This window comes from Antarcticirhabdus aurantiaca (genome assembly GCF_009765365.1).
Taxonomy (GTDB): Bacteria; Pseudomonadota; Alphaproteobacteria; order Rhizobiales; family Rhizobiaceae; genus Antarcticirhabdus; species Antarcticirhabdus aurantiaca.
The window spans coordinates 15,137-40,688 of record NZ_VTOM01000024.1 but is presented as its reverse complement, the minus strand read 5'-3'; the positions used below and the strand labels follow the sequence as shown (position 1 = coordinate 40,688).

The 25,552-nt window shown below is 68.5% G+C and carries 25 protein-coding genes; 18 read left to right on the top strand and 7 right to left on the bottom strand.

Annotated features, from left to right (window positions below; all coding sequences use genetic code 11):
- Window positions 1-18 precede the first annotated feature (18 nt).
- The 5 genes from FZN60_RS23220 to FZN60_RS23200 all read left to right on the top strand — a co-directional run bounded on the left by FZN60_RS23220 (window position 19) and on the right by FZN60_RS23200 (window position 6,167).
- On the top strand, window positions 19-465 hold the full coding sequence (locus tag FZN60_RS23220) for a YqaA family protein (protein ID WP_246727096.1): 447 nt from the start codon (window positions 19-21) through the stop codon (window positions 463-465).
- Between the two features lie 117 nt (window positions 466-582).
- On the top strand, window positions 583-978 hold the full coding sequence (locus FZN60_RS23215; RefSeq protein WP_158875897.1) for a hypothetical protein: 396 nt from the start codon (window positions 583-585) through the stop codon (window positions 976-978).
- A 127-nt stretch (window positions 979-1,105) separates the two neighbouring features.
- Complete coding sequence (locus tag FZN60_RS23210; protein WP_158875949.1) at window positions 1,106-1,510, top strand: FixH family protein; 405 nt, start codon at window positions 1,106-1,108, stop codon at window positions 1,508-1,510.
- Complete coding sequence (locus FZN60_RS23205) at window positions 1,510-2,997, top strand: efflux RND transporter periplasmic adaptor subunit (protein ID WP_199266637.1); 1,488 nt, start codon at window positions 1,510-1,512, stop codon at window positions 2,995-2,997. The genes FZN60_RS23210 and FZN60_RS23205 overlap by 1 nt, the downstream gene beginning before the upstream one ends.
- A complete protein-coding gene (locus FZN60_RS23200; protein WP_158875896.1) occupies window positions 2,994-6,167 on the top strand; it encodes an efflux RND transporter permease subunit in 3,174 nt (1,057 codons plus the stop codon). The genes FZN60_RS23205 and FZN60_RS23200 overlap by 4 nt, the downstream gene beginning before the upstream one ends.
- Before the next feature lie 451 nt (window positions 6,168-6,618).
- Here the strand turns inward: FZN60_RS23200 and FZN60_RS23195 are convergent, their stop codons facing one another.
- The 3 genes from FZN60_RS23195 to FZN60_RS23185 form a co-directional block, all read right to left on the bottom strand.
- Window positions 6,619-8,079: a type II toxin-antitoxin system HipA family toxin gene (locus FZN60_RS23195; RefSeq protein ID WP_158875895.1), complete on the bottom strand. Its 1,461-nt coding sequence runs from the start codon at window positions 8,077-8,079 to the stop codon at window positions 6,619-6,621.
- A complete protein-coding gene (locus FZN60_RS23190; protein ID WP_246727093.1) occupies window positions 8,079-8,294 on the bottom strand; it encodes a helix-turn-helix domain-containing protein in 216 nt (71 codons plus the stop codon). The genes FZN60_RS23195 and FZN60_RS23190 overlap by 1 nt, the downstream gene beginning before the upstream one ends.
- Before the next feature lie 208 nt (window positions 8,295-8,502).
- Window positions 8,503-8,757, bottom strand: a complete 255-nt coding sequence (locus FZN60_RS23185; protein ID WP_158875893.1) for a hypothetical protein — start codon at window positions 8,755-8,757, stop codon at window positions 8,503-8,505.
- 173 nt (window positions 8,758-8,930) lie between these two features.
- On the opposite strand from FZN60_RS23185, the gene FZN60_RS23180 reads away from it, so the two are divergent.
- From FZN60_RS23180 to FZN60_RS23135, 9 genes are all read left to right on the top strand, one after another.
- Window positions 8,931-9,296: a hypothetical protein gene (locus FZN60_RS23180; protein ID WP_158875892.1), complete on the top strand. Its 366-nt coding sequence runs from the start codon at window positions 8,931-8,933 to the stop codon at window positions 9,294-9,296.
- 195 nt (window positions 9,297-9,491) lie between these two features.
- Window positions 9,492-9,782, top strand: coding sequence for a hypothetical protein (locus FZN60_RS23175; protein WP_158875891.1), 291 nt, complete (start codon window positions 9,492-9,494; stop codon window positions 9,780-9,782).
- Entirely contained in the window at window positions 9,779-11,245 is a 1,467-nt protein-coding gene (locus tag FZN60_RS23170) for a TolC family protein (protein ID WP_158875890.1), read from the top strand. Before FZN60_RS23175 ends, FZN60_RS23170 begins: the two co-directional genes overlap by 4 nt.
- 18 nt (window positions 11,246-11,263) lie before the next feature.
- Window positions 11,264-12,649: a multicopper oxidase family protein gene (locus tag FZN60_RS23165; protein ID WP_158875889.1), complete on the top strand. Its 1,386-nt coding sequence runs from the start codon at window positions 11,264-11,266 to the stop codon at window positions 12,647-12,649.
- A gap of 51 nt (window positions 12,650-12,700) precedes the next feature.
- Complete coding sequence (locus FZN60_RS23160; RefSeq protein ID WP_158875888.1) at window positions 12,701-13,186, top strand: cupredoxin domain-containing protein; 486 nt, start codon at window positions 12,701-12,703, stop codon at window positions 13,184-13,186.
- 23 nt (window positions 13,187-13,209) lie between these two features.
- The gene (locus FZN60_RS23155) at window positions 13,210-13,494 is read left to right on the top strand and encodes a copper-binding protein (protein WP_158875887.1); all 285 of its coding nucleotides are present in this window, start codon (window positions 13,210-13,212) and stop codon (window positions 13,492-13,494) included.
- Between the two features lie 119 nt (window positions 13,495-13,613).
- On the top strand, window positions 13,614-14,879 hold the full coding sequence (locus FZN60_RS23150; protein ID WP_158875886.1) for an adenylate/guanylate cyclase domain-containing protein: 1,266 nt from the start codon (window positions 13,614-13,616) through the stop codon (window positions 14,877-14,879).
- A gap of 737 nt (window positions 14,880-15,616) precedes the next feature.
- Window positions 15,617-16,093, top strand: a complete 477-nt coding sequence (locus FZN60_RS23140; protein WP_158875884.1) for a hypothetical protein — start codon at window positions 15,617-15,619, stop codon at window positions 16,091-16,093.
- A gap of 139 nt (window positions 16,094-16,232) precedes the next feature.
- Window positions 16,233-16,817 carry a hypothetical protein gene (locus FZN60_RS23135; RefSeq protein WP_199266636.1) on the top strand — a complete coding sequence of 195 codons (585 nt, stop codon included), beginning with the start codon at window positions 16,233-16,235 and terminating at the stop codon, window positions 16,815-16,817.
- A 357-nt stretch (window positions 16,818-17,174) separates the two neighbouring features.
- Here the strand turns inward: FZN60_RS23135 and FZN60_RS23130 are convergent, their stop codons facing one another.
- The 3 genes from FZN60_RS23130 to FZN60_RS23120 are packed head-to-tail and all read right to left on the bottom strand — an operon-like array spanning window position 17,175 to window position 18,896.
- Window positions 17,175-17,912: an ImmA/IrrE family metallo-endopeptidase gene (locus tag FZN60_RS23130; RefSeq protein WP_158875883.1), complete on the bottom strand. Its 738-nt coding sequence runs from the start codon at window positions 17,910-17,912 to the stop codon at window positions 17,175-17,177.
- Between the two features lie 35 nt (window positions 17,913-17,947).
- Entirely contained in the window at window positions 17,948-18,376 is a 429-nt protein-coding gene (locus tag FZN60_RS23125; protein WP_158875882.1) for a hypothetical protein, read from the bottom strand.
- Window positions 18,351-18,896 (bottom strand): sigma-70 RNA polymerase sigma factor region 4 domain-containing protein, encoded by a 546-nt coding sequence (locus tag FZN60_RS23120; RefSeq protein ID WP_158875881.1) that lies wholly within the window; start codon window positions 18,894-18,896, stop codon window positions 18,351-18,353. The genes FZN60_RS23125 and FZN60_RS23120 overlap by 26 nt, the downstream gene beginning before the upstream one ends.
- Window positions 18,897-19,106: 210 nt before the next feature.
- Between FZN60_RS23120 and FZN60_RS23115 the strand changes: the two genes are divergently transcribed.
- The 3 genes from FZN60_RS23115 to FZN60_RS23105 are packed head-to-tail and all read left to right on the top strand — an operon-like array spanning window position 19,107 to window position 21,831.
- Window positions 19,107-20,369, top strand: a complete 1,263-nt coding sequence (locus FZN60_RS23115; RefSeq protein WP_158875880.1) for a nucleotidyltransferase domain-containing protein — start codon at window positions 19,107-19,109, stop codon at window positions 20,367-20,369.
- Entirely contained in the window at window positions 20,366-20,836 is a 471-nt protein-coding gene (locus FZN60_RS23110; RefSeq protein WP_246727091.1) for a type II CBASS E2 protein, read from the top strand. Before FZN60_RS23115 ends, FZN60_RS23110 begins: the two co-directional genes overlap by 4 nt.
- Window positions 20,833-21,831, top strand: a complete 999-nt coding sequence (locus FZN60_RS23105; protein WP_158875879.1) for a CBASS cGAMP-activated phospholipase — start codon at window positions 20,833-20,835, stop codon at window positions 21,829-21,831. The genes FZN60_RS23110 and FZN60_RS23105 overlap by 4 nt, the downstream gene beginning before the upstream one ends.
- Before the next feature lie 141 nt (window positions 21,832-21,972).
- On the opposite strand, the gene FZN60_RS23100 is transcribed toward FZN60_RS23105, so the two are convergent.
- Window positions 21,973-23,235 carry a Fic family protein gene (locus tag FZN60_RS23100; RefSeq protein ID WP_158875878.1) on the bottom strand — a complete coding sequence of 421 codons (1,263 nt, stop codon included), beginning with the start codon at window positions 23,233-23,235 and terminating at the stop codon, window positions 21,973-21,975.
- Between the two features lie 1,518 nt (window positions 23,236-24,753).
- Between FZN60_RS23100 and FZN60_RS23095 the strand changes: the two genes are divergently transcribed.
- Window positions 24,754-25,341: a TetR/AcrR family transcriptional regulator gene (locus tag FZN60_RS23095; RefSeq protein WP_158875877.1), complete on the top strand. Its 588-nt coding sequence runs from the start codon at window positions 24,754-24,756 to the stop codon at window positions 25,339-25,341.
- The last annotated feature ends 211 nt before the right edge of the window (window positions 25,342-25,552 follow it).

Sequence of the window (25,552 nt, the reverse complement as noted above, 5' to 3'; positions counted from 1 at the left end):
CGCGGCGCCGGACGCACGGTGACCTGGGATCCCGGCCTGGCATCGGCGCTTCTCGGCATGTTCTGGGCCGCGTTCCTGTCGGCGACCGTCCTGCCCGGGGCCTCGGAGGTCCTCTTCGCCGGCCTCCTCGTCTCGGGCGCGGTGGAACTGCCGACGCTTCTCGCGGTCGCGACGACCGGGAACACGCTGGGTTCCGTCGCGAACTGGTACTGCGGCCGGTTCCTCCTCCACCTGAGCGGACGCAGGTGGTTCCCCGTGTCCGCGAAGCAGCTCGACCGGGCGGGCCGCGCCTTCGCGAGGTTCGGGACGCCCTCGCTGCTGTTCGCCTGGGTGCCGGTCGTCGGCGACGCGATCACCGTCGTGGCGGGGATGTCGAGGGTCGATCTTCGGGTGTTCGTGCCTCTGGTCGCCGTCGGGAAGCTGGCGCGCTACCTCGCCATCGCCATCGCGGTTTCCCGCACGTGACAGCGGCCGGCCGACGACGCGTTCTCCCGTCGCCAGGGTGCGCTTCCCCTCCAAGTCGCGAACTGGCATGATGTCGTCGTGAGAAGAGCGTCCCGCCTCAGAGGTTTCCTCGCGAGCATGATCGTCGCCGCGCTGGCTTTCATGCCGGTCGCCGACGCCATGGCGTCGGCGGAGCCTGGCGCCGTGGCGACCGCTTCGTCTTCCGCGGACGTGCCGTCCATGGACATGGCGGCGATGGACATGCCCTCGACGGATGGGCAGGCCATGCAAGGCATGGCCGTGCCCGGCGCGATGCCGTGCTGTCCCGAAGCCGGGGATGAGGCTCCGGCTCCCACGTCGAAGCCGACGTGCCGGTGGACGACCGCCTGCACGACGCAGTGCATTCCCGCCGGTCCGGCGATCAACTCGGACCTGACCCGGCCGGACTGCGCCGCGACGTCCTTCCGCACCGGGAACGGTCCGGCCCTCGTTTCGCTCGACCGAAGGCCGCCGCCCCGTCCTCCGAGAACCTGACCGTCCCACGGCGGCCTCCCGCGCCGCCCGAATCGTCTCCTGGATCCCAGGACACATGGAACGTCACGGCATGCGCCGTGCGGCCGTGCGGCTCGTCGCCCCGGCCGAAGATCAGGATCTCGAACACATGAACGATCTCAAGAAGCGCGCCGCGGCCGCGGCGCTCGCGGCATGCCTGTGGACCGGTCTCGCGGGCGGTGCGTCCGCCGCGATGTCCGACTACGAGTTCCAGCTCGTGAACGACACGGTCGCGACCGGCCAGTCGGTTCCCTTCCGCGTCAGGCTCGTCGACAAGCGGACGGGCGGGACGGTTTCCGACGCGGTCATCTTCGAGACCCGCCTCGACATGGCGCCGGACGGCATGGAGACGATGACGGCGCCCGTCGAGGTCGTCCCGTCCGGCGAGCCGGGCGTCTACGAGCTGAAGGGCAACTTCGTCATGGCGGGCGGCTGGCGGATCTCGCTGGGCGCCAAGGTGCAGGGCGAGGAGGGAACCCTCCGCGACGAGCTGGTCCTGAAGGCCGCCGACTGATGAGATCCCTTCTCCTGGGCCTGTCCCTCGCCGCGGTCGCCGCGGCGGGGGGCGGAGGCTATTGGCTCGGCCTCGGTCGTCCGGATCTCGCGGTGCTCGCCGCGACGCTGCCCTTCCTGGCCGACGACATCGTCTCCTCGCCCGCCCCGACGACGGCCGCGGCAGCGGGAACCGACGCGTCGGCCGAACCGCCGGACGTCGCAGCGGCGGCAGGTCCGGTCGCGTACTATCGCGACCCGGACGGCAAGCCCTTCTATTCCGCGGGACCGACGAGGACCGCGGACGGTCGCGACTATGTCCCCGTCCCCGTCGGAAGCGACGGCACCGCGGCGGCGCCCGAGCCGGCGAACACCGCGACGGCGGCCGAAGCCGCCGCGAGGAAGGTCCTCTACTACCGCAACCCCATGGGACTGCCGGACACCTCCCCGGTGCCGAAGAAGGATTCGATGGGGATGGACTACATCCCGGTCTACAACGGCCCCGAGGAGGACGCGGGGATCGTCAGGATCTCGCCGGGACGGGTCCAGAGGACGGGAGTGCGTACCGAGGTCGTGGAACGGCGGAGCGTCTCCCGGCCGCTCCGCGTTCCGGGCGTCGTCGAACTGGACGAGCGCCGGATCTCGGTGGTGACGACCCGGGCGGACGCCTTCGTCGAGGAGGTCGCCGACGTCACCACGGGGGGCGCGGTGGGGAAGGGCGCGCCGCTGGCGAGGCTGTACTCGCCGGAGATGGCGGCGGCGGGCGCGCAGCTCGTCATCGAGCTGAAGAGCGGGGCCCCCAAGGCCGGCGGAGGAGCGAGGCTGCGCCTCGAGAACCTCGACGTTCCCGAAGCCGCGATCCGCGAGATCGAGCGGACGGGCAAGGTGCCGCGCTCGATGGTCTGGACCGCCCCGCAGGACGGTGTCGTCCTCGAGCGGTCGGCGGTGCGCGGGATGATGGCGAAGGCCGGCGACGTCCTGTTCCGCCTCGCGGACATCTCGACAGTCTGGGTCGTCGCCGACGTGCCCGAGAGCCAGGTCGCCGACGTGCGCTTGGGCTCGGCCGCCGCGATCATCCCGACGAGCCGGCCGGGCACGACCCTCGAGGGCGTCGTCGACCTCGTCTACCCGCAAGTCGCCGCGGCCACGCGCAGCGTCAGGGTGAGGATCGCGGTCGACAACCGTGACGGACTGCTGCTGCCCGGCATGTACGCGGACGTCGCCATCGACGGCGGGTCCGCCGCGCCCGTCGTCGCCGTGCCCAACGAGGCGATCCTCGACTCCGGCAGCCGCCGCGTCGTGATCTTCGACCGGGGCGAGGGCCGCTTCGAGCCGCGGGCCGTGGAGGTGGGCACGCGTGGGGAGCTTTTCACGGAGATCGCCGAAGGGGTCGCGGAGGGCGACCGCGTCGTCGTCGGCGCGAACTTCCTGATCGACGCCGAAAGCAACCTCAAGGCCGCCTTGGCCACGCTCGCGGCGCCCGCCGGCGAGGGGGAGGTCCGCCCATGATCCCCGGCGTCATCGCCTGGTCGGCGCGCAACGTCGTCCTCGTCCTCGTCGGGACGGTCTTCGCGATCCTCGCGGGCCTGCACGCCCTGAGGACTCTGCCCCTCGACGCGATCCCCGATCTCTCGGACGTGCAGGTCATCGTCTACACCGAATATCCGGGGCAAGCGCCCCAGGTGGTCGAGGACCAGGTGACGTTCCCGCTCACGACGGCCATGCTGACCGTGCCGAAGTCGAAGGTCGTGCGCGGCTTCTCGTTCTTCGGCGTGTCCTTCGTCTACGTCATCTTCGAGGACGGGACCGATCCCTACTTCGCCAGGAGCCGCGTCCTGGAGTTCCTGAACGGGGCCGCCCGCCGCCTTCCCGCGGGCGTCAGCCCGACCCTCGGACCGGACGCGACGGGCGTCGGCTGGGTCTACCAGTACGCCGTCGTCGCCAAGGAAAGGACGCTCGCCGAACTGCGCTCGCTCCAGGACTGGGTAGTGCGCTTCGCGATATCCGACGCCGACGGGGTCGCCGAGGTCGCCAGCGTCGGCGGGTTCGTGAAGCAGTACGCCGTGGTGGTCGACCCCAACCGCATGCGGGCGCAGGGCGTGACCCTCGACATGATCCGAAAGGCGGTCGCGGCGAGCAACAAGGACGTCGGCGGCCGCACGATCGAGCTGACCGAGACCGAGTACATGGTCCGCGGCCGCGGCTACCTGCGCGGCGTCGAGGACATCGGCGACGTCGTCCTCATGAGCGAGGCCGGCGTCCCGCTGCGCCTTCGCGACGTCGCCCGCGTCGAGACGACGTCGGACGAGCGCCGGGGCATCGCCGAACTCGACGGCGAGGGCGAGGTCGCGAGCGGCATCGTGCTCCAGCGCTACGGCGCCAACGCCCTCGACGTCATCGACGACGTGAAGGCGAGGATCGCAGAGGTGCTCCCGAGCCTCCCCGAGGGCACCTCGATCGTTCCCGTCTACGACCGCTCCCAGCTCATCGGCCGTGCCATCGAGACCCTGAAGGGGACGCTGCTCGAGGAGAGCCTCATCGTGGCGCTGGTCTGCGTCGTGTTCCTCCTGCACCTCAGGAGCGCGCTCGTCGCCATCCTCATGCTTCCCGTCGGCATCCTCATGGCCTTCGCCGCCATGAAGCTGACGGGGCTGGGCTCGAACATCATGAGCCTGGGGGGCATCGCCATCGCGGTCGGCGCGATGATCGACGCGGCCATCGTCATGATCGAGAACGCCCACAAGCACCTCGAGCGGGCACCGCCCGGGAAGCCCAGGCTGGAGATCCTCGTCGAGGCCGCGAGCGAGGTCGGCCCGGCGCTGTTCTTCAGCCTCCTCGTCATCACGGTGTCCTTCCTGCCGATCTTCACGCTGGAGTCGCAGGAAGGCCGGCTCTTCGGCCCGCTCGCCTTCACCAAGACCTTCGCGATGGCGGCGGCGGCGCTCCTGTCGATCACCCTCGTCCCGGCGCTGATGGTGCTGTTCGTGCGCGGCCGGATCGTGCCCGAGCACCGGAACCCGGTGAACCGAATCCTCATCGCCCTCTACCGTCCGGTCATCGCGCTGGTCCTGCGCGCCAAGGTCCCGACGATCCTCCTCGCGGTCGGCATCCTCGCCGTCTCGGTCTGGCCGGCACGCCAGCTCGGCTCGGAGTTCATGCCGGACCTCGACGAGGGGACGCTGATGTACATGCCGACGACCCTGCCTGGCCTGTCGGTCACCAAGGCGGCCGAACTCCTCCAGACGCAGGACCGCATCATCCGGTCCTTCCCCGAGGTCCAGTCGGTCTACGGCAAGGCGGGACGGGCGCTCACCGCCACCGACCCGGCGCCGACGGAGATGTTCGAGACGCTGATCGACCTGAAGCCCCGCGAGGAGTGGCGGCCGGGCACGACGCTCGAGAGCCTGAAGCGGGAGATGGACGCCGCGCTGCAGTTTCCCGGGGTCTCCAACGCGTGGACGATGCCGATCCGCGCCCGCATCGACATGTTGTCGACGGGCATCCGCACGCCCGTCGGCGTGAAGGTCTTCGGCACCGATCTGACCGAGATGGAGGCGGTCTCCCGCCGGATCGAGACGGTCCTCAAGACCGTGCCGGGCACGTCGAGCGCCTACGCCGAGCGGGTGATCGGGGGCTACTTCCTCGACATCGTGCCGGACAGGACCGCGCTCGGCCGCTACGGCCTGTCGGTCGGCGACGTCCAGGACACGATCGCCACCGCGCTCGGCGCGGAGACCGTCACGACGACGGTCGAGGGCAGGGAGCGGTACGCTGTCGTCGTCCGTTATCCCCGCGAGGCGCGCTCCGACCCGGTGTCCGTGGCGAGTAGCGTCCAGGTACCCTTGCCCGGCGGCGGGAGCGTCCCGGTCGGCGACGTGGCGAAGGTGGAGACGACGCGGGGCGCGACGTCGATCCGGACGGAGAACGGCCAGCTCGCCGTCTACGTCTTCGTCGACATCGCGGGGCGCGACCTCGGCGGCTACGTGCGCGAAGCGCAGGCTGCCGTCAGGGACCAGGTGCGGCTGCCGCCGGGCTACCGGGTCGCCTGGAGCGGCCAGTTCGAATACCTCGAGCGGGCCGAGGCGCGCCTCGCGGTCGTCGTTCCGCTCACGCTCGCGATCATCTTCCTCCTCCTGTACCTGAACTTCCGGGCCCTGACGGAGACGCTGATCGTCATGCTGTCGCTGCCCTTCGCCGTCGTCGGTGGCGTCTGGCTCATGTGGTGGCTCGGCTTCAACATGTCGGTCGCCGTCGCGGTCGGGTTCATCGCCCTGTCCGGCGTCGCCGCGGAAACGGGGGTGATCATGCTGGTCTACCTCCAGCACGCGGTGGCCGAGGTGAGGGCGGCCCGGCTGGCCTCGGGGCGGCCGTTCGACCGCGAGGCGCTGCGCGAGGCGATCATGGTCGGCGCGGTGGAGCGCGTGAGGCCGAAGATGATGACGGTGGTCGCCATCATGGCGGGGCTCCTGCCGATCCTCTGGAGCCACGGCGCCGGGTCCGAGATCATGCAGCGGATCGCCGTGCCGATGATCGGGGGCATGGTGTCCTCGACCGTTCTGACGCTGGTCGTGATTCCCGCGGTCTTCGGGCTCGTGAAGGGGTGGAACCTGGCTGCAAGCACGTCGGCGACCGAGGGATCGGGCGACCATGCGACCGGTCGGGAGGTGGAAGCCACGTGACCGCGCCGCACGTGTGTCGGTAGCGGATCACGGGCGGCCCCGCCGCTTCGTCCGGGGAGCTTGGAAGGATCTTCTCGGACCGCCCGCGGTGCGAGGGTTCGTCCGCCCGCGAGCTACAGGCCCCTCGCGGCACCCGTCGATGACTGCTCGAGCCCTTTCGGGCCGAGGACCTCGGTCCAGGCATCGCCGTGACGGCAAGCCGGACGGATTCCGCCGTCGTCGCGGAGGAGGAGGGAAAAGCGATGCCTGCGGACGTGGACGGCGCGTGCCGCGGAACGGGCTCTCCCGAGGCCGGATGCGTTTTCCGCCCGGCAGCGGGCTGGGGACGCGCCCCGCCGATTGGTTCGAAGGGAAGCTCCTGCCATGCCACGTCGCATGCAGCCCTCTCCGATGGCCATTCGAAGGTAGGCTACGGCGAGGCTCGGCATGACGGGCCTCTCGGACGGCCGATTCAGAATCCCGGGCGGATCGTTTCGACGGCGGGTCCGGCCGGTAGGGCGTCGTCAGGACCTTCGGCGGGCGGGGCCTCCGTGACACGCCGACGCCGGCGTTCCGGTCGCTTGGGAACGGGCCGCCGCACCAGCGTCCCCTCGATGGCCGACCTGACCTCGGCGACGAGGTCGACGAACCTCGACACGGTGCCGGCGGTCGCTCCCGCGGCGAGGATCTCGTCCGCGGCATGACGGGTCAGCTCGAAGGCGTCATCCACGATGGACCTCGCGGTCGGCGTCGGGAGGCGGAACGATTTGCCGAGTTCCAGGAGCGCCTCCGCGAACCCGTCCGGCAGCCGGGGGCCGTAGAACCTGAAGTTTCCGAACGTCACGGCGGTGTGCATGTCGACCCCGCCGAAGAGCCGCATGGGCGCGGGATCGTAGACGGGCGACAACCGCGCCGCGCCGCGTGGCCCGAGGATGGACAGGTTGCGAAGATGCAGGTCGCCGTTGGCCGTCAGGAAGGAGAGGACGATCCTGGTGTACAGGTCGCGGCAGTCCGCCGCGACGTCCACGGTCATCCCGGTCCTGGGGTTGGCGAACGCGGCCGCGACCATCTCGAAGTTCGGCTCCGTCCCGTACACGCGGGTGAAAGGGTCCGGGAACGCCTCGGGGGCGTAGGACTTCAAGACCGAATACACCGACTCCATCGGCACGCAGCGTCCGGCCATCCGATCGAACCGCTCGGTTGCCAGGACGTGGTTCCCCTTCGGGTCGCGGAACAGCGCACGCCTCGGCACCGTGAGCCCGATGCGCTCGTGGACGCCGTAGGCCCAGTCTTCCAGGAGCAGGAGGTCGGGACGCTTCCCGTCGACGCGCTCGAACTTCACGATCGCGTCGACGGCGGCCTCCGAGCCCGGCCACACGATGCGGTGCATGATCTTCGGCATCGCGCCTCCCGGGGAGGGGGCGCGTCCCACGGCCTCGATGACCCGGTCGAGCGCGATCGGATCGTGCCCGGCGGCCAACGCGTCGAGCGCGAGCGTGACGATCTCGCCGTCCGCGAGATCCGCCGGCTTCGGCATCTCTCCGCGGTACCAGCGTATCGCCTCCGCGTCCGTCTCGAAGACGTCCAAGTGCCCGAGGGAGCCGTGCCCGAGGAAAGGCAACATGAGCCATTCCTTGTGCAGGGTGTCGCGGGTGAAGCCGAGCGCCTTCGCGGCGATCCTGTATTGGAGATTGGTGGCGTCGCAGGGCGGGACGAGCGACATGAAGATCGGATGGAGGGGTTCGTCGTGCGTGGCGGTCCACGGGATCCTGTGGCCGACCAGCCTCTTCGGGTCGTAGGCCAGCCCGATGCCGGGCAGATCCGCGGCCTCGCGGTCGTACTCGAACACCGACCTCTCCCCGTCGAACTGGAGACGGCCCAGCCGACGCGGTTCATCCTCGGCGAGCGTCCAGACCGACAGCGTACCCAGCATCAGGCCCGGCTCCGGTCGTCGGACGGGAAGTCGAGGATCCTTCCGGAGAGGAGGTCCGCGGCGAAGTCGTCGTCCGGAACGAGGGCGAGGCGCATCCCGACCGCGGACGCGAGCCGCTCCACCGTTTCCAACCTCGCTCCGTTGGTGCCCGACAGAAGTCGCGACAGCGCGGGATGCGTCAGACCGGCCCGCCGCGCAAGCTCGCCTTTCGACAAGCCTTGTCGCTTTGCCCGATCCACGATTTCCAACACCAGTTCCGACACCATGGATTTGATGTTTTCAGCAAAAACTGGCGGGCGTCAAGCTGTTTTGACGAAAAGTGCAAATCTTCCTTGATTTCGGGCCGGCTCGCGTCGCCGCGGATCGGCTGGAACGGCGGATGTCGCGGTCGTCCGACGACCGCGGATGGGTTCGCGGACATGGTCAGGACATCATGCGCTCGTCGAGGATGCCGATGATCGTGACCATCTCCTCGTCGGAACTGCGATAGTCGTGCTCGATGATTTCATGACGGTCGGCACCTTCGGTGGCGAACCACGCGTCGGCTCCGATCCGACTGGCGTACCGACTTTCCGGTTCGTTCGGATCGGCGAGCGTCCGGCCCGCGGGACTCTCCGGATCGACGTCGGTGCGCAGGCGCCACCATCGCGACAGGTCGGCCGGAAGGTGGATCGGCATGGTATGTTTCGCAGAAGGCTCTTGACCTTCCAACACTTGGAAGCCGCAGAAACGTCACGAAGACTTGCTTGGTCTTGAGCGGGGCTGGAACGTGTGTCCGTCGCGCAATGGACGTCGGAAACCGGTTGGGGTAGGCATCGGGCATGCTGTTCGGGACGATCGGATCGACGGGATTGGGGAGGCTGCTGTCGGCGGTCCTCCTGTGCCTGTCCGTCGTCCTGTCGCAGATGGCGCATGCCGCGCCGGCGCCGGCGGCGCCGCACGACGCCACCACCGTACAGGCCGCCCACGTCGACGGCTCGGCGGAGGCATCGCACGACGCCCACTCGCATGCCGGCAAGGCCGAGCATCCGTCGGCGGACGACGACCATTCCGGCCCGTCCGACATGAAGTGCGCCAGCCACTGCCCTTCGCTCTTCGTGCCGGGAACGGTGCCGGGCGCGCTCCTCGGACGCGCCGGCTCCGACGTGGTGGCGCTCGCCCCGGGCAGTCTGAAGGGCCTGCCCGCCGGCACGACGGATCGGCCCCCCAGAACCTGACCTGACCGCGGCGCTTCCCTGCGCCGCCGGGATGCGGACGCGCCTCCGACGCGCGTGAGCCATCCCACGAGGCCCCGAGCGTCCCGTACCGCGCACCGTCGCGGACACGCTCCAGACTTCCTGCCCTGAATCCGCCGGCGGGCCGCGAGCCCGCACGGACAGGCGCGCCTCCTTCCAGGTCAAACGATGTTCCGCATGTTCCTTGCGGGTCTGTCCGGGCTGCTCCTCGCGGGCTGCACGGCGACCCGGCCGGTCGGCCTGTCCGACCTCGGCACCCACGCGCCCCAGGCCGACCCGGCCGTCGCGGTCACGACCGTCGCCTACGGATCCGTCATCGGGTCCTACACCCACCGCACCCCGACCGATCCGGCCGGATGGCGCGGCACGGGCGTCGAGATGGCGCCGGTCGCCGGCGCCGCTCCACCGAGCGAGGACGCCGCTCCCGCCGGCGCCGTCCCGGCGGACGAAGGCGAGTCGACCAAATGACCCGTCTCGCCCTCACGCTCCTCGCCATCGCCTCGCCCCTCGTCCTCGCCGGCTGTCTCGCCCGCGACGACGCCTTCCTTCCCACCGACGGCATCCAGCCGGTGGCGCTCCGGTCCGAGGCGATCCTCGGCAAGCGCACGGCCTGGGTCCAGAACCGCCAGCAGGCCGCCGCGGTCGACGCGCAGGTCCGCCAGCTCCTGAACGCGAAGTACGTCGGCGCGGACGCCGCCGTGCAGATCGCGCTCCTCAACAACAAGGGTCTCCAGGCCGCCTACGCGGACATCGGCATCTCGGTCGCCGACCTTTGGCAGGAGAGCCTGCCGCCGCTCAACCCGACGATCTCCTTGAGATACGGGACCGTCGACTTCACGCGCACCGTGGAGGGGCTCGTCGTCACCAACATCGTTGCCCTCCTGACCCGCGAGAGGCGCCTCGCGGTGGCGGAGAGGAACGTCAACGCCGCTCAGCTCCAGGCGGTCCTGGCGACTCTCGAGGTCGCCTCGCAGACCCGTCGTGCCTGGATCGAGGCGGTCGCGGCCTGGGAGCGGGTCTCGTACCTCGCCCGGGCAAAGGTGGCGGCCGACGCCGCGGCCGAACTCGCCACCGAGCTGAACCGGACGGGTTCGATGCCCAAGGCCGACCAGGCCCGCGAACAGGTCTTCTACGCCGAGCTGACCGCGGACGTGGCAGAAGCCCGGATGGAGGCGCGCCTCGCCAAGGAGCGGCTCGTGCGGGTCATGGGCCTCTACGGCCGGGGCATCGACTTCGAGGTGCCGAACGCGCTGCCGAGGTTGCCCCGCTCGGTGCAGAACCGCTCCGGCATCGAGGGCGAGGCACTGCGCAACCGCGTCGACCTCCAGATCGCCAGGCTCCAGCTCGAGACGCTGGCGCGCTCCTACGGCCTCACCAAGGCCACCCGCTTCGTCTCCGACCTCGAACTCGGCGCCGGCGTCGAGATCGAGGAGGAGATCGAGGAGGAGGAGGGCGAAGAAGGCGAGGAGCCCAAGGAGGTCAGGAAGACGAACCTCTCGCCGACCTTCGAGGTCGGCTTCACCATCCCGATCTTCGACAGCGGGCAGGCGCGCCTTCGCAAGGCCGAGTTCGAATACCTCAGGTCGGCGAACCTCCTCGCCGAACGTGCGGTCAACGTCCGCTCGGAGGCGCGGTCGGCCTACCAGGCCTACCGGTCGAGCTACGACATCGCCCGGCACTGGCAGAACAGCGTCCTGCCCCTCCAGCGCACGCTCGAGGAGCAGGCCGTGCTCACCTACAACGGGATGATCACGTCCACCTTCGAGCTGATCACCGACACGCGCGAGCGGATCGAGGCGAACGTCTCGGCCGTCGAGGCCCGGCGCGCCTTCTGGCTCGCCGACGAGGCCCTTTCCAGCACCGTCTTCGGCGGCGGCGAGGGCGGCGGCATCGAGGTCGAGACCGCCGAAGCCGGCGGCGACGAAGACTGATCGACAGGAGCGAGAACCATGGTTTCCAGAAGACAGTTCATCGGCGCGGGCGCCGCGCTGGCCGGGGCCGCGGCATGGTCGCGGACTTCCGCGATGTCGCTTCCCGAGGCGCCGGTCATGGAGGACGCGACGACGCAGCCGCCGCTGATGCCCTCAGCGGGTCCGGAATACAATCCGGTCGTCACCCTCAACGGCTGGTCGCTGCCCTTCCGCATGAACAACGGCGTGAAGGAGTTCCACCTCGTCGCCGAGCCGGTCGAACGGCAGATGGGCGAGGGCATGACCGCCTACCTGTGGGGCTACAACGGCCAGTCGCCGGGACCCACGATCGAGTGCGTCGAGGGCGACCGCGTGCGCATCTTCGTGTCGAACAAGCTGCCCGAGCACACCACCGTGCACTGGCACGGCATGCTGCTGCCCTGCGGCATGGACGGCGTCACCGGCCTGACCCAGCCGCCGATCCCGCCGGGCAAGACCTTCGTCTACGAATTCGACATGAAGAAGAGCGGGACCTTCATGTACCACCCGCACGGCGACGAGATGGTCCAGATGGCCATGGGCATGATGGGCTTCTTCGTCGTGCATCCGAAGGACCCGACCTTCATGCCCGTCGACCGGGACTTCGTGTTCCTCCTGTCGGCCTACGACATCGATCCCGGCACCTACATTCCTCGGGTCATGGAGATGACCGACTTCAACCTGTGGGCCATCAACAGCCGCGTCTTCCCGGACGTCGCCCCGCTGGTGGTGCGCAAGGACGACCGCGTGCGCGTGCGGGTCGGCAACCTCACCATGACCAACCACCCGATCCACATGCACGGCTACGACTTCGAGGTGACCTGCACGGACGGCGGCTGGGTGAGGCCCGAGGCACGCTGGCCCGAGGTCACGATCGACATCCCCGTCGGCGCGATGCGCGCCTACGAGTTCGACGCGGTCTACGAGGGCGACTGGGCGCTCCACTGCCACAAGTCGCACCACACCATGAACGCCATGGGTCACGAGATCCCGACCTTCATCGGCGCCGACAAGACGGCCGTCACGCGCAAGCTCAAGCAGGTGCAGCCGGAATACATGCCGATGGGCACGAAGGGCATGGCCGACATGGCCGAGATGTCCATGCCAATCCCGGACAACACCATCCCGATGATGACGGGCTGGGGGCAGTTCGGCTCCCTCGAGATGGGCGGCATGTTCACCGTCGTGAAGGTGCGCGAAGGGATCGAGCCCGGCAACTACGACGATCCCGGCGACTACCAGCATCCCCCGGGGACGGTCGCCTACGAATGGACGGGCTCCCTGCCGGAAGCCGCAGCAGCGCCCGCGTCCAGCGAACAGGGAAGCGCCCTTCCGGCGACGCCCGTACGAGATGTCACGCCGACCGGCGGACATTCCGGCCACTGACGGCCGGAACAACCTCACAGTCACGACCAACCATCCAGGAAGCATGAACCTATGCGGAAGAAACTGATGCTGTCGGTGGCCTTCGCCGCCGCCCTTCTCGCCGGCCCGGCCTTCGCCACCGGCAACCACGCCGGCGGGCACGACGAGATGGCCGTCGGCAAGCCCGGAGACGCCGGACACGTCGACCGCACCGTCCGGATCGGCATTAAGGAGACCGACGACGGCCGGATGCTGTTCGAGCCCTCGGAATTCTCCGCGAAGAAGGGCGAGACGATCCGCATCGTCGTCGTCAACTCGGGTCAGATCGACCACGAGTTCGTCATGGACGACGCGGCCAAGAACGCCGAGCACAAGGCGCTCATGGAGAAGTTCCCCGAGATGGAGCACGACGACCCGAACGCCGTGCGCCTCGCGCCGGGCGAGGAGGGCGAGATCGTCTGGACCTTCACCAAGGCCGGCGAGTTCGAGTTCGCCTGCCTCATCCCCGGTCACTACGAATCCGGCATGCACGGCCCGCTGACGGTCGCCGGCAAGTGAAACCTCATTCAAGGAGAACCGACATGAAGAAGTACGCCGCCGCCCTCGTCGCCGCCCTGAGCCTCGCAGCCGTCGCCGCACCCGCGGCCGCAGCCGAGTTCACGAAGGGAACGGTCACCAAGGTCGACACGAAGCAGAAGAAGGTCACCGTGGACCACGAGCCGCTCGCCAATCTCGACATGCCGGCCATGAAAATGGTCTTCAACGTCGCCGACGAGGCGATGCTCTCGGAGGTTTCGGCCGGCAAGTCGATCCAGTTCGTCGCCGAGCGCGTGAAAGGCAAGCTGACCATCGTCGACATCAAGTGACCCCGCGGCGGGGCTCCCCCCGCCGACTCATGGAGACCGGGCGCCTCATCGCGGCGTCCGTCCGACAGGCACCCGGAGCGCGACCGCTCCGGGTGCCGCACGAGCGACAGGAATGCCGGATGGTGGCGATCGATGCGGCGAGCGGGGATCCGGTCAGGATCATGTCCGACGTCGAGACGAGAAGCGAGCTGCGGACCGCTCTCTGGAGGTTCGTGACGCTCGCGGTCTTCGCGGCGGTGGTTTGGCTGGAACCCGACGGCGCAAGCCATCCGGTCCATCTCGCCCTGTTGGCCGCCTACGCCGCCACGTCGCTCGCCGCCGTCCTCCTCGTCGTGGCCGGCCTCTACCGCCCGGCGATGAGCTGGATCTACGTGAGCGTGGACGCGGCGCTCGTCGTCTACCTCGTCGCCGAGCACATGTTCGTGCCGGGCGTCGGCTTCGCCGAAGCGCTCGCGACGCCGAGTCTCGCCATCGCGTTCGTCCTGCTCGCCCATGCCGGGTTGCGGATGCGCGCCGGGATGGTCGCGGCCTTCGCCGTCCTGGTCGCGCTCGGAACGGCGACCGCAGGCGCCGCCGCATTGTCGGTCGGCCCGAACGCGGGGAGCCTCGCCGGCGAGGACGCGAGGGACGTCGGAGTGCGGGCACTGGCCTTCGCGGCGGTCGCAGCCTTCCAGACCATGCTCGCGGTGGACATCCGGCGGCTCGTCCGGACGGCCGTGTCGAGCACGTCGGAGAAGACGAACCTTTCGCGCTTCTTCTCGCCGGACACGGCCGAGAGGATAGCTGCTTCGGGCTTCCAGATGGGACTCGTCCGTCAGCGGGCCGCGATCCTCTTCGTCGACATCCGCGGGTTCACCGGGCTCGCCGAGGAGATGGAGCCCGAGGAGATCGGCAAGCTCCTCACGGACTACCGCAGGCGGGTGGTCGAGACGGTCGCCGAATGGGAGGGGTCGGTCGACAAGTTCATGGGCGACGGCGTCATGGCCGTGTTCGCGATCGAGGACGAAGGCGGTGATCTCGACCGTGCGTTCCGCTGCGCCCGGGATCTCGTCCATCGGCTGGAGACCTGGAGCGACATGTGGGCGAGCGAAGGCAGGCCCGCGTTGACCTTCGGCATGGGTCTGCACGTCGGCCCCGTCGTCGGCGGGGTCGTCGCCGGCGGAAGTCAGGGCGAGCACACGGTGCTCGGCGACACCGTCAACCTGGCTGCCCGTCTCCAGCAGATGAGCAAGTCCCTCGGGGCACGGCTCGTCGTGTCCTCGGCCGTGGTACGCGGTCTTCCCTCCTTCTCCGGAGATGGCTGGCGGCTGCGGCGGAACATGGCCGTCCCGGGCCGGAGCGAGCCGGTGGACGTCGCCTTCCTCCCGTATTCCAGCTTCGCCTGACGGCTCGGACCGACGATGCGGCAGCTCTTCCCCCACCAGGCATGGCCGACAGACCTCTCGCCATGGCGCCCGGCCCGCACGGGTGGCTCGGATGTATTCCGCGTCCCTGCGAGACGTCGCGGACGACACGGCGGGAACGGACACCTGTCCGCATGGACCATGACGCCGATCCGGATCCTTCTTGTCGTCCTGTTCGCCATTTCCGTCGTCGCGGGTGGCATGCCCTCCGCTTCGACGCCGCCGCACGGGCCGCCGGCGCGGTCCGTCGCGTCCGCCGCAAACCCTGCCGAGATCCGGGCCGCCGAGGTCGTGTCAGCCGCTTCCGAGCAGGCGTCCGTGTCGAGCGGTCGGTCTTCCGGTCACGAGGCCGTGCCGCGCTCGCACTGCGACATCCACTGCCCGCAGTTGCGGGTCGACGCCTCGGACGAAGCCCGGGAGCGCGACTGGCGGATCGTGGATCAGGCAGGTTCCGCGGCCTCTCCCATGGACGGCATCGAACCGCCGGTGCCGATCGGTCCTCCACGCTCCTTGTGATCGTCCCTTCCGAGGCCGGCTGCGACCGGTCCGAAGGGATCGAACCGCACGACCCGTGCGGGAAGCGCAGACCGACCGGGCGATCCTCGAGTCCGACGTCCTCCGACGCGACGCGTCGGCGGCCGGAGGCTGCGCGGAAGCCCGAACTCCACAGCGAAGATGCGCCGGCAGGTCCGTACGACCGGGCGCACTGGAGAATGAACATGAAGAACCGAATCGTCGCGACGGCCGTCCTCCTGGTCCTCGGAACGGCACCGGCCCTGGCCGGCGGAACCGCGCTCAGGTCCGAATACGGCATCCGCCAGCACGAGGAGGCCGAGCGTCGCGCCGTCGCGTCGGGCGGCCATCTCGCCTCCGACCGCGACCACAGCCTCGTCGTCCACCAGCCCCGAACCTTCGGCTACGCCGACCCTGCCGTCGAATCGCGGCCGACCTTCGGCCTCGTCGGCTCCGAGTCGAGCTTCCGGGCCGCCGAGGAGGCGAGCCGGGCCGCGGTCGCGTCCGGGACGTTCGCGGGCGCCGCCGAAGGCGCTCCGAGCGCAGGGACCGAGGTGGTCCGTCCGTTCGCCGTTCCGGGTTCGGAGACGAGCCGCCGCTACGGCGAGGAGGCGGCTCGCGCCGCCGTCGCGCAGGGCACCTTCGCCGGAGCCGGCGCCGCATCGATGCGCGACGCCTTCTGAGACGAAGCGCCGCGAGGATCGGCCGGACGCGCATCGCCGCGGCCCGGCCGACCTTCGTCCAAGCGAGCGGTGGCCGGGTCGGCCGCCGCCCATCGTCACGAGTGCCGGTCGATCGCCGGCGGACAACGGGATCAGCAACATGCTTCGCACCATCGGGACGACGTCCGTCCTCCTCGCGCTCGGCCTCCTCGCGGGATGCGTCTCGGCAGACGAAGGGAACCTCGAGGCGGCGTCTTCGCCGGCCGTGCGGACGACCGCCTTCGCCGAGTCGGAAGGGACCGTCGACGAGGGGCTCTACTACATCGAGTTCCGGGCCCGCTCCGCGGAGAGCTACGGCCACACCTTCGCGATGTTCGGCAGGCGCGACCGGTCGGGCAAGATCCTGACCCGCGAGGTGGCCGGCCTTCATCCGGCCTCGACCAGCGACGTGCCCTACGTGCTGGGTCATCTCGTGCCGGTTCCCTCGGAGACGGGGCCGAGCGACGGCGACCTCGAGGACCGGTACATGACGGCGCGCTACCGCATCGATCTGAACCGGCGGGAATACGAGGACGTCGTCGGCTACATCCGCCGCCTCCAGGCGAGTTCGCCCGTCTGGCACGCCGTCCTCTACAACTGCAGCACCTTCGTCGGGAAGATCGCGAACCACATGGGGCTGAGGGCGCCCAATTCGCTGCTTTTCCCCAAGACCTACATCGAGACGCTGCGGGCGATGAACACCTGACCCGCGGTGGCTTCGCCGGCTGAAGGAACCGGATCTGGACAGCCGGCGTGGATGCGCCATGATGGATGGGCAAGCGTTACATCCTTGCCTGAAAGCTCACGCTCAAGCTCCGCCCGGCCGGCGCCGGGCGGAGCTACCGGAGATCGTCTCTCCGCAAGGGGCTTCGGCTGTCCCGAGCGTGGGCGTGAGCTTGATCGCCTTCCAAGCCGGCCGCTCCGACAGGAGGTGCAAGCTGGGAATCCGTCGGCTCGCCCGCGTTCGCGAGGATGTTCCGACCGGTTGGCGACGCAGGTGTGGGCGCGGGGCCGCGTGCGAAGCGGGCGACGCCCGCCGCGTGGGCGCCGACCGGCACCTCGGTCAGGACATCATGCGTTCGTCGAGGATGCCGATGATCGTGACCACCTCGTCGTCGGAGCTTCGATAGCTCTGCTCGACGACCTCGTACCGGTCTGCACCCTCGGTCGTGAACCAGGCGTCCGCGCCGATCCTGCTGGCGTACCTGCTTTCGGGTTCGTTCGGATCGGCCAGCATGCGGCCCGCCAGGCTTTCCCTGTCGACGTCCGTGCGAAGGCGCCACCACCGCGACAGGCTTGGCGCTCTCGCCGCCCAATGCCGCCCGTCGGGACGACTGCAGACGACGGCCATGGGGAAGCGGTCCGACCGGGCGATGGCGATCGCGATCGACGTCAGGCTCGTCTGGAACCGGCCGCGTAGTTCCCTCAGCGTCCTCAGGTCGACCTTCTTGTAGTCCCGAAGCCCGGCCTTGAGCATGGAAGGCGGGATGAGGAGATCGGCGGCGTAGGCGTCCGCCTCCTGCTCGAGTTGCTTGCCCGAGCCCCTCGCGATCTCGTCGGCCCGGCAGATCAGATGGCGTCCGCGGTGGTGATGCCAGTGCCCCAGTTCATGACCGATCGAGAAGCGTCGGCGCTCCGGGCTCCGGGTCTCGTCGACGCAGATCACCGCGTGCCGTTCGTTTCCGACGATGCAGGCCTCGCAGGTCGTGAGGGCGACGGTCTTGATCGTGACGCCCAGGTGCCAGGCGACGAGTTCGAGGTCGATGTCCTCCGGCTCCGTCATGCCGAGGTCGCGCAGCACGCGCTCTCCGGGGGACGGAGCCGAGGTCCGGACCATCAGTCTTCGCGCGCCGCGAGTTCGGCGAGCGCCTGCGCGAGGACGTCGGCGTCGCCGGAGCCGTCGCTCGACTGCTTGCGCGCAGCCATCGTCAGCTTGCCGCCGTCGTCGTTCGCGATCGACAGCCGCGCCAGCTTGGCACGCGCGTCCGCCACCTGCGCCTCGCCGACCACGCCTCTGGCCTTGTGGGCGGCGAGACCTTCCCGCGCCCGACGACGTCGCTCCTGAGCCGCTCGCGCCTCGGCGGCGGCGAACGCGGCGCGGTACATCGCGCCCGGCTCACGGCCTTTCGGGTCGGCGGGGGCGTCGTCGTCGGCGGCGAGGATGTCGGCGATCAGCAGTTCGAAGTCCTTCTCGGTCCCGGTCATGGCAGGATGGTCTCTCGTGGTGGCATCTCGTCCGTCAATCGATCTGGTGTGGTAAGGCATCGGTCACACGACGGACGGCGCGTCTCAGGCGCGTGAGGATCGTTGGAAGACGGGTCTGGTCCACCTGCAGCTCCTCCGCCAGCGCGGCGCCCCTGAGACCTTTCTCCTTGGCCTGGTAGAGGCGCAGGCATTCTTCGTCTTCCGCCTCGAGAAGCGCGGTCTCCAGAGCGTCCTTCATCTCGAAGAGTCGTTCGCGACGGGCGGCGTCGACGAGTTCGCTCTCGTCACGTGGATCCGTCATGACTTCCTTCGGAACGAGCACCTCGCCGTTCTCCTCGGGAAGCGGCACGTTGCGACGATCCTTGCGCACCTCGTTCCAGAGGATGCTCCTCATGCTCCCTGCCAGGAACGCAACGGGATCCACTCCGCGCCTGCAAGTCCTGTCGCCGAGCATGATCGCGCAGAAGGCCTCCCCGATCAGTTCGTCCGGGTCACGCCCGCCGCCCAGGCAAAGGTTGCGGGCGTACCGCTCGACGCGCCGCATCTGCTCGCCGGTCAAGGAGCGCAGCGCCTCCGCCATCTCCTCGCAGGGGATCCGCTCCGGTTCGTCCGGCTCGGATCCCGCACTTCGCGCAGCTTCCTCCATCACGCTCCTCGCGTCGTCGTTGGCGCCTACCGGTAGTGCTCGGACGGTCGACGATTACGACACCGCGATCTTCCCACGTCGCGATTGAACCCGTCGTGAGCATTTCAGGCAAGGGCGCTCGGCGCGACGGTTCGGAGAAAGAAGATGAGCTTGGTTCCACGTCAATTCCCGAACGAAGGGCGAGATCCATTCGAGCACCGATTCGACGCGATCCTCGCGGAGATCGCGATCAACGTGCAGCTACCGCCGGGCCTGCACGCTCTGGCGGTGGCGCGCTACGAGGCCATCCGCAAGCACATCGAACGAGACGGCAGCCCCCTCCAGGACCTCGTGCGGATCTTCTACCCGCAGGGCTCGATGGCCATCGACGCGACCATCTCCTCACGTTGGACCGACGAGGACTACGACCTGGACGTCGTCGCCGACCTCCACGTGTCGACGGACTCGGATCCGGACGCCGTCCTAGACCTCCTCTACGAGGCGTCCAAGGGCTACAACGTGAAGAGGGTCGTCCGGCAGACCCGCTGCGTGACCTTCGAATACTCGGACGGCATGCACATCGACGTGACGCCGGCCGTCCGGCTCGCCGGGACGCCGGAGCGCGAGAGCGTCATCTTCCACGCGAAGGAGAATTCGCCCGCGGCGACGCACATGGTCGTCGACATGAACGCCTGGGGCTTCGCCCGCTGGTTCACGGGCCGCACGCCCTACGAACGCAAGTTCGCCGACGCCTACAGCCGCCGCCTGCGTGAGGAGCGCGGCTGGCTGGCGGAACGTGCGGACGCAGAGGTTGAGGACGTCCCGCCGCAGACGGCCTTCGAGATCAAGAACAGCGCGGTCGTCGCTCTGCAGCTCCTGAAGCGGATGCGCAACGTCGTCTACGGGGAGCGTCCCGGGCGCATCCCGCCGTCGGTGATGCTGTCCTGCTTCGCCGGGCACGCGGCCTCGCCCGACCAGAAGCTCTCGGACATGCTCATCCGCCTCTGCCGCTTCGTGAAGCGCGACCTCGACGCCGCCACGGCCGAGGGCAGGCTGGTCCACGTCTGCAATCCAGCCCATCCCGACGACGTCTTCACGGACAGGTGGCCGGAGACCCTGACGCAGCAGCGTGAGTTCTCCGGGATCCTCGGGCGCTTCGTCGCCGATCTCGAAGCCATCCGCGACCGCGACATGCCGTTGGTCGAGGTGACGGACCGGCTCCGGACCTGGTTCGGCAAGGGAGTGGTCGGGCGGGTGATCGAGGATCAGATGCGCCGTACCGGCAAGGTCGTCGCGGACGGAGGCCACTCGTACTTCAGGCACGGAGGGCTTCGGCTCCACAAGGCGCCCGGCTTGCTGACCGGCGTCGCCGCCGTGACGCCGGTCGCGGCCCGTCCGCACACCTTCTACGGGGATCGAGTGGGATGACGTTCCTTTCCATCGAGGACCAGTTGTCGGGCATGAGGGCGCGGTGGCCTCAGCTCCGCGGCCGCAAGCTCGATCCGAGGTCGGCCGTTTGGAGGGGCTTGCTGCGACCGTCGTTCCAGGACTTCCTGGTCCGCGTCGCCTACCAGGTGCCTCTGACGCCGGAGACGTTCGATCCTCTGAGGGATCAGCCGGTGGTCACGGTGATCAGGCCGCGGCTCCTCAGACGGGAGGGGAACGAGGAAGGACCTCTTCCCCACGTCTACGGGGCTCTCCGCCCTCGGCCGGAGCTTTGCCTCTTCGATCCGGAGACGGACGAGTGGACACCCGCCATGCCGCTCGCCGAGACCACCGTCCCTTGGACGGTCGACTGGCTGACCTTCTACGAGTTCTGGACGGTCACGGGGATCTGGTCGGGCGGTGGTCGTCACCCGACAGGCGACGAGGACACCCGGAGGGCGATGCGATGACGCCGGCGCCTCCCAGAAGATCCGACGGGACCATCCATCGGACGCGCCAGCGCCAGCCGTGGCTCGAAGGCCGCCCCTTCAGGATCCTGAGCATCGACGGCGGGGGCATCCGCGGCATCCTGCCGGCCGCCATCCTCGCGCAGTGCGAGGACCGCTTTCTGGAGGGCAGATCGGTCGCGCCGTGCTTCGACATGATCGCGGGCACGTCGACGGGCGGGATCATCGCGCTCGGCCTGGGAAAGGGCATGACGGCGAACGAGATCCTGAAGTTCTATCTCGATCGGGGCGACCACGTGTTCCCGCCGCCCGCAGGGCCGGTCGACCGCATTCTCGGCAAGGTCCGCCGGTTCGTCCGCTCCAAGCACGACAGGCGGAACCTCGAGGGCGAGCTACGTCGGGTCTTCGACGACACCCTCTTCGGCGAGGCGACAGCTCGACTAGTCGTTCCGGCCTTCGAGGGCGTGCACGGCGAGCCCTACATCTTCAAGACGCCGCATCATCCGGACTACAAGCGCGACGGCAAGGAGAAGATGGTCGCCGTCGCCTGCGCGACGTCCGCGGCCCCGACCTTCCTGGGAACGTTCGACCTCAACGGCCACGTCATGGTCGACGGAGGCATCTGGACGAACAATCCCGTCATGAACGCCCTCGTCGACGCCCTTGCATGTTTCGAGATCGACAGGAGCGACGTCCAGATCCTCAGCATCGGATGCGGGCAGGCGCGCTACTCGATCAGCGGGCGTCAGAAGCACGGTGGGCTGTTCGACTGGCGCGGTGCACTCGAGGTCGCTTCGCGGGCGCAGTCGATGGATGCCTTGGGGCAGGCGGGTCTCCTGATCGGCCGACAGAACCTCGTGCGTCTCGACGCTCCGGAGAGCGACGACCTCATCCCGATGGACGACTTCGCACGGGCGAGCGTGGAGCTGCCGGGCATGGCGCGCACGATCATGGACGGAGCCGGAGACGGCGTGCGTCGGATGTTCCTGTCCAAATGACCTGGACCTGCGAACGACGGCTCGTCGTAGCCGGCTCGCGCAGCCTGTGCCGAGCGCCGGCGAGGGGCGTGTCGTCGAGCCGGCGAGTCTGGGCCGGGGCATGCCCCAGGTGGCGCTCCGACGCGGCGTCAGTGGATTTGGTCACGACAGCCTGGGGCTCGGCGACACTTCCGATGTCGTGTCCGGTTCCGGCACCCGAGCGTCGGCGACGGGCGTTCGAGGTTCCCATTCCGGTTCCGACCCGAACGGACGATTCATCACTGTCAGGATCTCGTCGGCCGCGAAGATCCTGTTCCTGGCGAAGCCGGTGCGTTCGCGAAGGATCCCCACTTCTTCCAACTGGCGCACCGCTATCGCCGCCTGCGCGAAGGTGACCTCAAGAAGGGCGGCCAGACGGTTGATGGTGACGACCGGGTATTTTAACAGGATATCGAGTGTGCGTGCCGAGGCGGAGTTCCTCCTGAAGCGACGTCTGGTCTCCCAGTCGGCCCTGATCGCCGCGACGCACTCCTGGGTGACACGCAACTCCGCGACGGTCTCGACGACGGCCGTCGACATGAAGCCGATCATGGACGCCCAACGACCTCGTTGCTGGGCGTCCTTCAACGCGTTCGCGTAGTCCGTCTTCCGGTCCTCGATGAAGGACGAGAGGTAAAGTGGGACATGTCCTTCGGCCGCCATCATGAGGGGCAGCAAGAGGCGGCCCACGCGTCCGTTTCCGTCGCGGAACGGATGTACCGCTTCGAAGTGGGCGTGGGCGACCGCCATTCGCCCGACGATGCTCTGATGCATCATGTGCATGTCCTCGCCCCGCATGTAGGAGAGGGTTCCCTCGAGGCTCGGCACGACGTCCTCGGCCGGTGGCGGGTTCCAGATGGACCTCGAGATGTCGCCGGTGCCGCCGATCCAGACCACCCGGTCGCGGAACTCGCCGGGCGCGTCCCCGTAGTCGGGATCGTGCCGCATGACGTCCCGATGAAGCCTGCGGATGAGATCCAGGTCGAAGATCGACTGACCTCGGTCTCGAGCCTCCGGGATCAGGCTCTCCAAGGCGATGGCGTACTCGCGGACCTGCCTGGCGGCGGAGGTGACCGTTTCATCCTCGGGATCGTCCGCCCGCAACAGTTCGTCGAGCGTGCTGTGGGTTCCCTCGATCGCGGATGAGCCGAGCGCCTCCTGACGTTGGAGCAGGCGGTTGAAGATGAAGCTGTCGGGAATCGTCGTCGCGGTCGTGTCGATCTCCGCCATGGCCGCCAACGCGGCCGCGTGGGTCGCGGTCAGTTCGGCGAGAGGGATGCCGTCTACCGGCGGCGGGGCCACGACTACGCCGTAGTGGTTGTCGTAAGGCGGCGGATACCGCTTCAGCCTCTGCTTCACGGCTTCCGACAGGTCGTCCCGGCGCATCTGAAACCCATCACATGATCGTACACGGCCGCGTATATTATGGTTTATTCGAAAAAGCCATAACATGAATGGCTCTGCTTGCGCTTGTCATGGTTTTGCGACGTTGGAGAACGTTGACTGCTCGTCTGTACGACCGCTTCCGCCATCGTCCGGACGAGAGCTTCCTCGTCGTTGGGCTGATCGATGGCGACCCCCTGCATGACAGCGCTCATCTGGACCGGCCGTGGCGACCTGAACCGGGACAAGGTCCCGGACCGATCGAGATCCTCTTTCGTCGTTTCAGGACCAGAACCCGGTTCTCTCGCAACGAGGTCACGAGCCGCCGCTGCCGGACCGTCCAATGGCCCTCCAAGACCTATGGAGGCTGCGATCGGTCTCGTCCGCCTTCCGGCGGCTGGTGGCCGGCGGCTTGCAGCGACACGTTCTACCACCTCTGCGAAGGGGAGCTGAGACGCGGTAGGTCGTCGACGACCCTCGTCGTGGTGAAGTCGGGACGGTGTCCTGACGTGTTCAGGACATTGCCCCGGAATCAGCCAACTCGGCGCCGGTCGCACGAGACAACATCTCGACCTGACTGGGACGAAGTCTCGACCGGCTCGAACTCGAGGTCGGTGGAACCGGGACGATGTCCCGACGTGATCGGGACGAAGTCTCGACCGGCTCGAACTCGAGGTCGGTGGAACCGGGACGACGTCCCGACGTGATCGGGACGATGTCTCAACCGGCTCGAACTCGAGGTCGATGGAACCGGGACGACGTCCCGACGTGATCGGGACGATGTCTCGACCGGCTCGAACTCGAGGTCGGTGGAACCGGGACGACGTCCCGACGTGATCGGGACGATGTCTCGACCGGCTCGAACTCGAGGTCGGTGGAACCGGGACGACGTCCCGACGTGATCGGGACATCGTCCCGAAGAAGCCGAAGTCGAACCTGCACAGGCCGTGACGCCGTCCCGGTCGCGTTGGAACGGCGTCATGAAGAGCTTGGTACAAAGTCTCAGATGTGCACGACCTCGGATCCCCTCGTTCCCACGTGCCGGTCGGGAATGCGCGGCGTGCGTTCGGCGCCGATGCTGAACGCGGTCGAAGGTCGGCTGATCGGCGCCACGATGAGGCTCTGCAAAGGGCGCCGGGCCGAGGCGTCGGCCACGCGCGATCCGAGGCTCGGCTTCTTCCGCTCACGATGAGACGCTGTCACGATGGTCGGAGGACGTTGGCTCCAGATGAACCCGGTACGATGTTCCGGCTTCCCGAGGGGCGATATCTCGATGTGACACCCTGCCGACGATCGACCCACGGAAGGGGGGCGCCCTCCGCCCGCGGCGGCGACGCGGGCGCTGTCAGCACGTCACGGTTCGGAGGAGCACTGGACCTTGGATCAGGGATGTCGGCTGATCTCGCCGGGTGCGAGGGTGAAGTCCCCTTAGGTGGAGGTTGGCGGGTTCGTTAAGCGGATCGTGGTTCCATGATCGTCGGAACGGCGACGAGGTGATGCGCCGCCGACGTGGAACATCACATGCCGCAGAATTCAGCCTCCGAAAAAACGACACGCCACAAGCTGGTCCGCATCGCCACCAAGCTCTACGAGGAGCATGGTGCCGACCTGCCATTGCGAACGGTCTGGGAGAGAGCCGGCATCGGCCATGGCAAGTTCAAGCGCATGTTTCCTTCGCGAGAGAGCCTGATCGCGCAGGTCGTCGACGAGGAGTTCGCAAGCCTTCTGGAATGGTCTCGGAACCCTCTGCCTGAGGACGTCGGGAACGGCATGTTCGTCGGATGGATCAAGGTGCTGACGCAAACGCTCCTGAATTGTCCGGATCTGGCTGGGCTACTGCTGACGGCCCATCGACGTCCGGGATCCTCCCTGCATCCGATGTCCGTCGCCATCGCGAGCATCACGGACCAGTTCCTGAAGGAGCACCTGGGCACGTCAGCTCAGACGGTGGAGATCGAGAGCGATCAGCTCCATGTCGCCGTGCTGGCAGCGACGTCGGCGGCCGAGAAGCTGTTTCCGGGACGATGGGACGAGATGATCGACGACCGGTTCGCCGCCGTCGACGATCAATTGTGGTCCATCAGGTTCGCTCTGGAGCGAAGCGCGTGACAACATGTAGCTCGGGGCGGCCTGGGCCAGACATTCGGTTCGTTGTGCGACCGGTCACCGAAGCTCGCGAGGTTCACTTCACCGAGCGGACCTGATTGCGATGGCCAAACCTCCGAGAGGCACCTGCCGCGGCCCATGCTGCACGCTTACTGCCGCCCCTAAGACAGGTTCGCCATGTCAATTCGGATGGTTGCCAGGCTTCCTTCGAAGT